Genomic DNA, 10675 nt, shown 5'->3' on the forward strand with positions numbered 1-10675 from the left:
CGCAATGTCGCCACGACCTCGCCCCGTTCCGCGATGTCGTGCAGCTGATGATCGACGAGGTCGGTGGCTATCCCCTTGCGGGTGAAAGACGGCAGCACCCCGATGTGCGTGACGGCGGCATGACCCACGACGGTTCCGCCGGGCAACGTCAGGCCGCTCGTCGCGGCGTCGGCGGTGCCGACCAGTTTCCCGTCGACGAACGCCCCGATGGTGCGTCCTGGCTCGAGCAGCTCGGTGATCCGACCGGGTGGCAGGTCCGGCAACGGCGGGAGGCCCACCATCGAGGCCCGGAACACGTTGGCCGCGGCGATCAGATCGTCCTCGTCGTCGAGCACCCGGATGTCGTTGGTCATCCGGCCATCATGTCTGGTGCCCGGCGAGATCACCATGGGGCGCGGTGGCTAACGGATGGACAGCCCCGTGAGCGCCCGTGAGATCACCAGGCGCTGAATCTCGCTGGTTCCCTCGAAGATGGTGAAGATCTTCGCGTCGCGGTGCATCCGCTCCACGGGGTAGTCGCGCGTGTAACCGTTGCCGCCCAGTATCTGGATCGCCTCGTCGGTGACGTAGACCGCGGTCTCGCTGGCCACAAGCTTGGCCATCGAGCCCTCGGCGGCGTCGAAGTTCTGGTTGTTACGCGCCATCCACCCGGCCCGCCACACCAGCAGGCGCGCCGCGTCGATCCGGCTCTTCATGTCGGCCAGCTTGAACGCCACCGCCTGGAACTCACCGATCTTGCGGCCGAATTGCTCGCGCTGACAGGCGTAGTCGAGCGCGTACTCGTAGGCGGCCCGGGCCACTCCGACGGCCATCGCCCCGACGGTGGGCCGGGTGCGTTCGAACGTCCTCAGCGCCGCCTGCCCGCGCGCGGAGCCGCCGGACTTGACCCGGGCGATCCGGGCCTCGAACTTCTCCCGGCCGCCCAGGATCGCATCCTCGGGCAGGCGGACGTCGTCGAGCACCACCTCGGCGGTGTGTGAGGCGCGGATCCCGTGTTTCTTGAACTTCTGGCCCTGGGCAAGGCCTTGGGTGTCCGGCCCGATGACGAAGGTGGCCTGGCCGCGGGTGCCGAGCTCGGGGTAGACCGACGCCACGACGATGTGCACGTTGGCGATGCCGCCATTGGTCGCCCACGTCTTGGTGCCGTTGAGGGTCCACTCGCGGGAGGCCTCGTCGTAGCGGGCGCGGGTGCGGATGCCGCCGACGTCGGAACCCGCATCGGGCTCCGATGAGCAGAACGCGCCGAGCTTGGGCTCGTCGGGGCTACCGAACATCTCGGGCAGCCAGCGGCCGATCTGTTCGGGGGTGCCGTTGCCCCCCAGCGCCGCGGCTGCCAGGCCGGTGCCCATGATGGACAGCGCGATGCCGGCGTCGCCCCAGAACATCTCCTCGAACACGGTCAGCATGCCCAGCCCCGTCGGCTCGGCGGTCTGCTGGGCGAACAGTTCCGGCGAGTAGAGGCCCACCTTCGCGGCCTCCTGGATCACCGGCCACGGGGTTTCCTCGCGTTCGTCCCATTCGGCCGCCGCGGGGCGGATCACCTCGGCCGCGAACTGGTGCACCCAGTCGCGCACCTCGATCACGTCGTCGCTGAGTTGCAGTGAAAAAGTCACGGTTCTACTCCTGGATCTCACGGTTTCGGTAGTGGGCGAGGACGCTGACCGTCTGGCCGACCCACGCCTGGAAGTAACGATGTTCGTCGATGTTGCCGGGCAGGCGACCGGTCAGCGCCTGCAGCGTCGCGGCATAGGACAACGACCCGATCGCCACGGCCGCGGCCGCCTCGGGATCGGGGATGCGAGTGCGCCCGGATCGGTTGGATGCCGCGAGTTCGTCGGCGAACCGCTGGTAGGCGTTGTCGGTGATGACCTGCCAGGTCTTCTCGTCGAGGTCGCCGAGTTCGTCGGGTTCGCGCAGCATGACCTTGAGCAGGTCCTCGCTCTGGCGCAGGTTGTCCCAGATCAGCTGGCCGGCGATGCGCACCGCCGCCTCGACGCCGCCCGGCTCCCCGGCGTCGTACTGCTCACGCGCGGCGACGATCCGGTCGATGCGGTGCGCAACCGCCGCCTCGAGCAGTTCGCGCTTGGACCCGAAATGCTTGTAGAGCGCGCCGGACCCTGGCGCCAGGCCGGATGCCCGCTGGATGTCGGCCACCGACGTCGCCGCGTAGCCCTTGGCCGCGAAGAGTTTCAGCGCCTCGGCCAGCAGGCGGTCCCGCCCGGAGATGGCCATGGTGAGAGAGTACTCACTCACTAGATGGTGCCGCAAACGGCGGCTGCCAGACTCGTGTCCCCGGGCCAGCCGCATGTCGGGGAACGGCCGTCGGGCGTGTCAACCATAATTGGCCCATGATTGTCGTCCCGCCGCAGCGCAACCGCCGGCTCGCCGAACGGAATCCCGACACCGGATCGGCGGTGCGGGCTCGCTAATGGAGCGGGATTCTCGCATGCTGGGTAATGTGCAGCTGCCGATGCGGGTGCTATCCCTGCGCACCATTGTGATCATCGCGCAACTCGGGGTGATCGCCTTTGCCGTCGCCCTGGCTGCGTGGGTGTGGATCGGCGTCACCAACGAGCAGTACAGCCAGCTCGACAGGCGGCTGGATTCGGTCAGCAGCCTCGGCGACATCAACACGCTGCTCAACAGCGCGCAGCTCAGCGGCCGCGACCGGCCGACGCCGGATGGCAACCTGGTCCGCACCGCGCGCATCGGCGATGCGACCGTGTCCGTGCCCAGCGACGTCGTCCTGCCCAAGCTGCCCAGCGGCTACGCGAACACCACCATCAACGGCGTGCAGTACCGTGTCCGCACCTTCACCGCGGGGCCGGCCGCCATCTCGCTCGCGGCTCCGTTGGCCGAAGCGCAGCATCGGATCAACGCGTTGCACCTGCGCGTGATGCTGATCTGCGCCAGCGTGATCGGCAGCACCGTGCTCGTCGGCTGGGTGATCTCGTTGATCATGGTCAACCCGTTCCTGTTGCTGGCGCAGCAGGCCCGCGCCATCAACGCCCAGTCCAGCCCGGACGAGGTCCAGGTCAGCGGCGTGCGGGAGGCCGTGGAGATCGCCGAGGCAGTCGAGGGAATGCTGGCCCGCATCGGCAACGAGCAACAGCGCACCAAGGCGGCGCTCGAATCGGCTCGCGACTTCGCCGCCGTCGCCTCCCACGAACTGCGGACCCCGCTGACCGCGATGCGCACCAACCTCGAGGTGCTGTCCACCCTCGAGTTGGCGCCCGAGCAGCGCCACGAGGTGATCAGCGACGTCATCCGCACCCAGCGCCGCATCGAGTCGACGTTGACGGCGCTCGAACGGCTCGCTCAGGGGGAACTCACAACTGTCGACGATTTTGTGCCGTTCGACATCACCGAGCTGCTGGACAGGGCCGCCCACGACGCACTGCGCGTCTACCCCGATGTCGACGTGTCGCTGGTGCCCTCGCCCACGGTGCTCATGGTGGGCCTGCCCACCGGGCTGCGGTTGGTGATCGACAACGCCATCGCCAACGCCGTCAAGCACGGCGGCGCGAGCCAAATCCAGCTCAACGTCGCCAGTTCCGCTGAAGGTGTGCAGATCACGATCGACGACAACGGCACCGGGGTTCCCGAAGAGGAGCGCACCGACGTCTTCGCACGCTTCTCCCGGGGCTCGACGGCATCGCGTTCGGGGTCCGGCCTGGGGCTGGCGCTGGTGGCCCAGCAGGCCGAACTGCACGGCGGCGAGGCTTCTCTGCACGCCAGCCCGTTGGGGGGGACGCGGCTGCTGCTGAAGATCGCGGGAGACGGGCGCGGCCCGGCCTGAGACGGCGCCGTTGGATACTGAGCCGATGCTGGGTCACCTGGGCGTCAACGTGCCCGATCTGTCGGCCGCGAAGCGCTACTACGGCGCGCTGCTGCCGCTCGTCGGTTTCGAGCCGTTCTTCGCCGCCGCCGACGAGTTCTCCTACCGGTCTACCGGCGGAAAGCCGGGCACCTACCTGTTCTTCTACCCGGCGACCCGGCCGGGGGAGTACTCGCCTCGTCGAACGGGCCTGCAGCACCTGGCCTTCAGCGTGTCGCGCCGGTCGTCTGTGCGCGCCGTGCACGCCCATGTCACCGCGATTCTGGTACGACCCGTTCGGCCTCAAGCTCGAAGCGGTCTGCCACCACGACCGCGATTGAGGCGATGCGGCGCCGAAGAAAAATTTGCATTCGATATGCGCTCGGTTTGCCGGGTTGACCCCGTCCGGTCCCCCACCTACCTTCGAGCGTAGGAGCCAGGCCCGCCCGGCCGGACAATGCCGTTTGGATGCGTAACCGCCTGGGCTCCAATGGATTACATGGGTGTCACCGGCTGCGTCATGCGGCGGGCGCCGCAGCACCGCCAGGACACGACGAGGGAGGGATCGATGCAGCGCACCGAAACGCTCGACGACGCGCGCGTCGAGCCGGCGCCGCCCTCACGTACCGACCGGCTGGGCGCGGTGATCCGCCACGATCTGCCGGCCTCGCTGGTCGTCTTCCTGGTGGCGCTCCCGCTGTCGCTGGGGATCGCGATTGCCTCGGACGCACCGGTGCTGGCCGGCCTGACCGCGGCGATCGTCGGGGGAATCCTGGCAGGCTTTCTCGGCGGATCGCCGTTGCAGGTCAGCGGCCCGGCCGCCGGCCTGACCGTCGTCGTGGCCGACCTGGTCTCCGAATTCGGCTGGGGAATAACCTGTTTGATCACCTCGGTCGCCGGTGCATTGCAGGTTTTGCTGGGGCTCAGCCGCGCCGCGCGGGCCGCGCTGGCGATTTCGCCCGTCGTCGTGCACGCCATGCTGGCCGGCATCGGCATCACCATCGCCCTGCAGCAGATGCATGTGCTGCTCGGCGGCAAGTCCAAGAGCACGGCCTGGCAGAACGTCGTCGGCCTGCCGGGCCAGATCGTCGACGCGCACCGGCCGGGCGTCCTGCTCGGAGTGCTGGTGATCGCCGTCCTGATCGGCTGGCACTGGGCGCCGGCCGGTCTGCGCCGCGTCCCGGGCCCGCTGGTCGCCATCGTCGCGGTGACGGTCATCTCGGTGGTGTTCCCGTTCCGGGTCTCCCGGATCCGGCTGGAGGGATCGGTGCTGGACGCGATCCGGTTGCCGGAACTGCCCCACGGCAACTGGGGCGCCGTCGCGATGGGTGTGCTCACCGTCACGCTCATCACCAGCGTTCAGAGCCTGCTCACCGCGGTGTCGATCGACCGGATGCACAACGGGCCCCGCACCGACTTCGACCGCGAGCTGATCGGTCTGGGCGTGGCCAACGTCGCGGCCGGCGCGGTCGGCGGGCTGCCGGTCAGCGGTGTCATCGTCCGCAGCGCGGCCAACGTCAACGCCGGCGCGAAGACACGCGCCTCGACGATCATGCACGGGTTCTGGATCCTGCTGTTCACCATCCCGTTCGCGGGGCTGGTCGAACAGATTCCGACGGCCGCCCTGGCCGGCTTGCTGATCGTCGTCGGCGCCCAGCTGCTCAAGCCCGCCCACATCGAGACGGCGCTGCGCAACGGGGACCTGGCGGTGTACGTGGTGACCACCGTCAGTGTCGTCTTCCTCAACCTCCTGCACGGCGTCATGATCGGACTCGCGCTGGCCATCGTCCTGACCGGATGGCGGGTGATTCGGGCCCGGATCGAAGCCGCTCCGGTGGGCGACGAATGGCACGTCGTCATCGAGGGCTCATGCACGTTCCTCGCGCTGCCGCGGCTGACCCGCGTGCTCGCCTCCGTGCCGCAACGGACCACGGTCACCGTCAGCGTGCTGACCGACTATCTGGATCATGCTGCGCACCAGGCGATCAGCGACTGGCAGCATCAGCACCACAGCACCGGCGGAACGGTGCACATCGACGGCGACACCGAGGCGGGCGTGCCGGCGGCCGCGCGGTCGGACGCCAACCGGCGCAGGGCCCGGCTCACGCTGGTCGCCCGCCAGGACCGCGAGCAGACGTAAACGTCCCCGACACGCCGGTGCACCGGGAGCTTTTGCAGCTGCTCGCGGGTGGTCCTGCTCGGGGGTGTTTTACAGGGATGGGCTCTGCTGGGCCAGGTTCAGCAGCAGGTAGGCAACGCACAGCAGAAAGTGCAGCACCACGAGAATCAGGCCGCCGAGCAGCAACGAGCGCGAGCCGCGCCGCTTCAGCCGCTTGATCCTGGCGGCGCGCGTCGCCCGGTTCATCTCGAGCGCGATCAGCGCGAAATGGACGTCCGTCACCTCGTCCGCCGCGACGGGCAGTCCGGCCGCGATCGCCCGCAGCCGCCACGGCGCGGTGCGGACGCCGACGCTCGCGAATTGTTGGCACAACCGCCGCGCCCGGACCCGGCTCAGTGCCTGATACCGCATCTGCAGTTGATGCGAGAGATGCTGGCGTTCATCGCCCCAGCGGTTGGACGGGGTCGTCACAGGCGGAAGTCTAGTGTGTCGCAGACCACTTTTCCGAGTGCCTGGGCCGATTAGGTCGGTGAACTTTCGTCGGCCGCAGCGCCCCGCATGCCTTCGGACTCGGGCAACCCGAGGTAGCGCTCGAGGTTGCGGTGCATGTTGATCACGCGCTGCTCCTCGCTGGAGAGCACACGATGGGTTAAGCCCGGCTGATGCATACCCCGTTGCACGCCGGACAGTACCCGAATCTCCTGCGTCCGAACCACACCCGGCTCAGCCGTCTCAGCCGCCACACGGACATCCGCCGGCTGGGTGCGCGGCGCACCCGGTGCCATGCGCGTCATCAAGAACATCACCAGATCGCCCTTGTCGGGATCGGACTCCGCGCCGCGTCGCGGTCGCGAGCACATGACGGTCAAGTGGTCCGCTTGGTCAGCAACGTCACGTTCGGGAAGACGTTGTACTGGTGCAGTCGGGTGATTCGGTCGGCCACGTGCGTTCGGCCTCGAGCGCGGCGAACCGCGGCGAGTAGTAACGCTCGGACGGCACCAGCGTCGGGCACGGCGGCGGGATGCCGACCGCATCCTCGTCGCGGCCCACCGCGGGCCTCAGCGCGCCCCGCGCACCAATCGGCCGGGACGGGCGCCGGTGTCGACGTCGTTGCGGCGGGTCACCGTCCCGCTGACGATGGTCGCGGCGTAGCCGCTGGCGCCCTGCAGGATCCGGTTCCCCCCGGCGGGCAGGTCGAAGGCCATCGCGGCGGGGCGCAGGGTCAGTGCGTCCATGTCGATCACGTTGATGTCGGCCTTCTTGCCGGGCTCGATCGTGCCGCGGTCGGTGAGGCCGAACAGGTGCGCGGTGTCGCGGGACTGTTTGCGGATGACGTACTCCAGCGACAGCTTCTCGCCACGGCGGCGGTCCCGCGCCCAGTGCGTGAGCAGGAAGGTGGGGTAGGAGGCGTCGCAGATCATCCCGCAGTGGGCGCCGCCGTCGGACAGCCCCAGCACCCCGGCGGGGTGCAGCAGCATCTCCCGGATGGCGTCGCAGTTGCCGTCGGCGTAGTTGAACAGCGGCAGCATCAGCATGGCCGTCGCGTCCGCGTCGAGCATGAGGTCGTAGAGGGTCGACAACGGGTCCTCGCCGCGTGCCTTGGCGATCGCGGCGACGGTGCGGTCCGGGGTGGGCTCGTAGTCTGGCGGGTCCCCCAATGCGTACAGCCGACCCAGGGAATGCTGCACCAGGGCGAACATCCCGTCGAACAGCAGGGTGGGATCGAGCGGCAGGTCGTCCTCGGCCAGGATGGCCGCCTTCACGGCGGGGTCGGCGAGGCGCTGTGCGAGTTCCTCGCGGCCGCACTCGGCCTTCAGCCTGCGGTAGGTGGGCCGGTGGCTGAAACCATGATGCCCCTGGAACCCGATCATCATGCCGAACGGGCGCGCCGCGACCTGCGGATACAGCCGGGCTCCGGCCGCGTGCGCGTCCGCGGAGAGATCCAGCATCTCGCGCCACAGCGTCGGGTCGGCGTCCACCTGGATCAGGGCGAACGACACCGGCCGGTCGATCTCGCTGCTCAACCGGCGCATCCATTCCAATTCCTTTTTCGGGCCGACGATGTCCTCTCCCGCGGCGCCCTGCGGCGCCAGCTCGAACACCGCCTGCCCGCCGGCCGCCATGGCGCGGCCGAGGCCGAACAGCTCCTCCTCGGCGGCGAACGTGCCGGGCACGGGTTCGCCGTCCATCGCGCGGTGGCCCAGGGTCCGCGACGTGGAGAATCCGAGCGCGCCGGCCTCGATCGCCTCGGTGACCAGCCGGCCCATTGCCGCGATGTCGTCCGGGGTGGCCGGCTCGTTGCGGGCGCCCCGCTCGCCCATCGCGTAGGCGCGGACGGCGCCGTGCGCGACCTGGCTGCCCACGTCGATCGCGAACCGCTGCGTTCCGATGGCGTCGAGGTATTCGGGATAGCTCTCCCAGCCCCAGGTGATGCCCTCGGTCAGCGCGGTACCGGGGATGTCCTCGACGCCCTCCATCAACTCGATCAGCCATTGCTCGCGGCCGGGCCGGACCGGGGCGAAGCCCACGCCGCAGTTTCCGGTGACCACGGTGGTGACGCCGTGACCGCTCGACGGCTGCAGCGAGCTGTCCCAGCTCACCTGGCCGTCGTAGTGAGTGTGGATGTCGACGAAACCCGGAGCCACCACATGGCCCGTCGCGTCGATGGTCTCGGCCGCGTCGGCGGTCTGTAAGCCGCCCGTCTCAGGGTCGTCGGCCCCGCGGTGCACGACGTCGACGATCTTGCCGTTCTTGATCCCGAGGTCCGCGCGGTAGCGCTGCGCGCCGGTGCCGTCGACGACGGTGCCGCCGACGATTTTGAGGTCGAACATGAGGGCTTCTCCTTGCCGCTCCTTGCCGCCGCGCGGCATTACGCGACTCGACGTAGCGTAACTATCGACGGTATTCCCGGCGACGCGCCGAGTCAATGGACTGCGGTCGACGGTCGCGCCGGGCCGGCGCATGGGCCGTCCCGCCCGCACCACGACCGGGCTGTTCCCGGCGTCCACCGACCCGAATATGATCGGGCAAGGCTCAGGCTGCGCCGCGATCACAGGGGACCACGAGGGAGTGGAGAGTTCCATGCCGAACGAGAAGCAAGCGGACCGGATGACGGCGGGTAAGGGGTTCATCGCGGCGCTCGACCAAAGCGGCGGATCGACCCCGAAGGCGCTGCGCCAATACGGCATCTCCGACGACGCGTACTCCTCCGAGAAGGAGATGTTCGACCTCATCCACGAGATGCGGTCCCGCATCATCACCTCACCCGCCTTCACCGGGGACCGGGTGCTGGCGGCGATCCTTTTCGAACAGACCATGGACCGCGACATCGAGGGCACGCCCTCGCCCACCTATTTGTGGGAGACCAAGGGTGTGGTGCCCATCCTCAAGATCGACAAGGGGTTGGCCGGGGCTTCCGATGACGTCCAGCTGATGAAATCGATGCCCGGTCTGGACGAGTTGCTGCAGCGTGCCGTGAGCAAGGGGATCTTCGGCACCAAGGAGCGCTCGGTGATCGGCGGTGCCAACCCAGACGGCATTGCCGCGGTGGTCGCCCAGCAGTTCGACGTGGGCCACCAGGTGCTGAGCCACGGTCTGGTGCCGATCCTGGAACCCGAGGTCACGATCTCCATCCCGGACAAGGCGGAAGCGGAGGCGATCCTGCGTGACGAGATCACCAAGCAGCTCGACACCGTGCCCGACGGGCAGCGGGTGATGATCAAGCTCAGCCTGCCCAGCGAGGTCAATTTCTACCGGCCGCTGATCGAACACCCGAAGGTGATGCGGGTGGTGGCTCTCTCGGGCGGCTACTCCCGCCAGGAGGCCAACGAGCTGCTCGCCAAGAACACGGGCCTGATCGCCAGCTTCAGCCGGGCGCTGACCGAGGGGCTTTCCGCCGACCAGACCGCCGAGCAGTTCAACGCCACGCTGGACACGGCGATCCAGTCGATCTACGACGCCTCTGTCTCCGGCTGAGCCGACCGCTCAATAGCGGTAGTCAGCCAGGTGCGGTCGGCTTTGATGGGCATCGCGCTCGTCGGATACCAGCGCGGGCACCATCTCACTTGTCACCAGCCCTTCTTCGCGGGTCAGTTCGTCAACCACTTCGAAGGATTCGGCGATATTGGCCGGGGTGTCGATGACGGTCGTCAAGACGGGCACCCGACGGCCCAGGGTGATCACCTTGTCGCCGTGCGGCGGATGATTGCCGTGAAAACCCCAGATGCCGCGCAGCACCGTCGCGCCGTCGGGCGTTTTGCGCCGCCAGAGCCGCTGGACCAGCGCGCGGTGGATCGGCACACCGCCGCGGCGCGCCGATTCGGAGGTGTATATCGACAGCTTCTGCCACAGTGGCAGGCCGTGTTGGTCGGTCTTCGGGAGTGCATGCGGTCGTTCGAGCAGCGCCCCGTCCCGCTTGCATACGCGAACCCGCTCCAGGGTGAGCATCGGCCGCTCGAGCAGCCCGCCGAGTTCGGGCAACACCCGGCCGATGAGCTCGCCGGACCCGACGACCACGAGCATCAGCGGTACGTCGGCATTGAGGCCGAAGAACCGCGCACGTTGCCGGTGTCCGTATGAGACGCCATCCACACCCAGGAAGACCGAGGCGCCGGCGATGTGGCGCCGGTGCATCAGGTCACAGATCGCGATGTAGGCGGGAACCCCGTAGACGCGCTCCTTGCGGCCCAGGTAGATCGTCAATTTGACGGCCTCGTGGAGCTCGTCGGCGAGTTCGAGCG

At 68.6% G+C, this 10675-nt stretch carries 9 protein-coding genes and 2 pseudogenes; 4 read left to right on the forward strand and 7 right to left on the reverse strand.

From position 1 onward, the window contains the following. The 3 genes from AC2VOK_RS20500 to AC2VOK_RS20510 all read right to left on the reverse strand — a co-directional run. Nucleotides 1–353 (reverse strand): GNAT family N-acetyltransferase (locus AC2VOK_RS20500; RefSeq protein ID WP_428902081.1); only part of this gene is annotated, 353 nt, incomplete at its 3' end. Nucleotides 354–401: 48 nt separating this feature from the next. Then, complete coding sequence (locus AC2VOK_RS20505) at nucleotides 402–1613, reverse strand: acyl-CoA dehydrogenase family protein (RefSeq protein ID WP_428902082.1); 1212 nt, start codon at nucleotides 1611–1613, stop codon at nucleotides 402–404. 4 nt (nucleotides 1614–1617) lie between these two features. After that, nucleotides 1618–2232: a TetR/AcrR family transcriptional regulator gene (locus AC2VOK_RS20510; RefSeq protein WP_428902083.1), complete on the reverse strand. Its 615-nt coding sequence runs from the start codon at nucleotides 2230–2232 to the stop codon at nucleotides 1618–1620. A gap of 238 nt (nucleotides 2233–2470) precedes the next feature. On the opposite strand from AC2VOK_RS20510, the gene AC2VOK_RS20515 reads away from it, so the two are divergent. The 3 genes and pseudogenes from AC2VOK_RS20515 to AC2VOK_RS20525 all read left to right on the forward strand — a co-directional run bounded on the left by AC2VOK_RS20515 (nucleotide 2471) and on the right by AC2VOK_RS20525 (nucleotide 5957). Next, nucleotides 2471–3799, forward strand: coding sequence for a sensor histidine kinase (locus tag AC2VOK_RS20515; protein ID WP_421528998.1), 1329 nt, complete (start codon nucleotides 2471–2473; stop codon nucleotides 3797–3799). A 25-nt stretch (nucleotides 3800–3824) separates the two neighbouring features. Then, nucleotides 3825–4158 (forward strand): annotated as a pseudogene (locus tag AC2VOK_RS20520) (VOC family protein). Nucleotides 4159–4385: 227 nt separating this feature from the next. Beyond that, nucleotides 4386–5957, forward strand: a complete 1572-nt coding sequence (locus AC2VOK_RS20525) for a SulP family inorganic anion transporter (RefSeq protein ID WP_428902084.1) — start codon at nucleotides 4386–4388, stop codon at nucleotides 5955–5957. Nucleotides 5958–6026: 69 nt separating this feature from the next. On the opposite strand, the gene AC2VOK_RS20530 is transcribed toward AC2VOK_RS20525, so the two are convergent. From AC2VOK_RS20530 to AC2VOK_RS20540, 3 genes and pseudogenes are all read right to left on the reverse strand, one after another. Further along, nucleotides 6027–6407, reverse strand: a complete 381-nt coding sequence (locus AC2VOK_RS20530; protein ID WP_428902085.1) for a hypothetical protein — start codon at nucleotides 6405–6407, stop codon at nucleotides 6027–6029. Nucleotides 6408–6457: 50 nt separating this feature from the next. Next, nucleotides 6458–6993: pseudogene (locus AC2VOK_RS20535) on the reverse strand (SRPBCC family protein); the annotation flags it as partial. A 1-nt stretch (nucleotide 6994) separates the two neighbouring features. Then, on the reverse strand, nucleotides 6995–8767 hold the full coding sequence (locus AC2VOK_RS20540) for an N-acyl-D-amino-acid deacylase family protein (protein WP_428902086.1): 1773 nt from the start codon (nucleotides 8765–8767) through the stop codon (nucleotides 6995–6997). Nucleotides 8768–9017: 250 nt separating this feature from the next. Here AC2VOK_RS20540 and AC2VOK_RS20545 point away from each other — a divergent pair, with 250 nt between their 5' ends. Continuing rightward, the gene (locus tag AC2VOK_RS20545) at nucleotides 9018–9911 is read left to right on the forward strand and encodes a fructose bisphosphate aldolase (protein ID WP_428902087.1); all 894 of its coding nucleotides are present in this window, start codon (nucleotides 9018–9020) and stop codon (nucleotides 9909–9911) included. A 9-nt stretch (nucleotides 9912–9920) separates the two neighbouring features. Here the strand turns inward: AC2VOK_RS20545 and AC2VOK_RS20550 are convergent. Beyond that, a partial coding sequence (locus tag AC2VOK_RS20550; RefSeq protein WP_428902088.1) for a DUF190 domain-containing protein occupies nucleotides 9921–10675 on the reverse strand: 755 nt, incomplete at its 5' end.

The organism is Mycobacterium sp. TH-M116 (assembly GCF_057473685.1).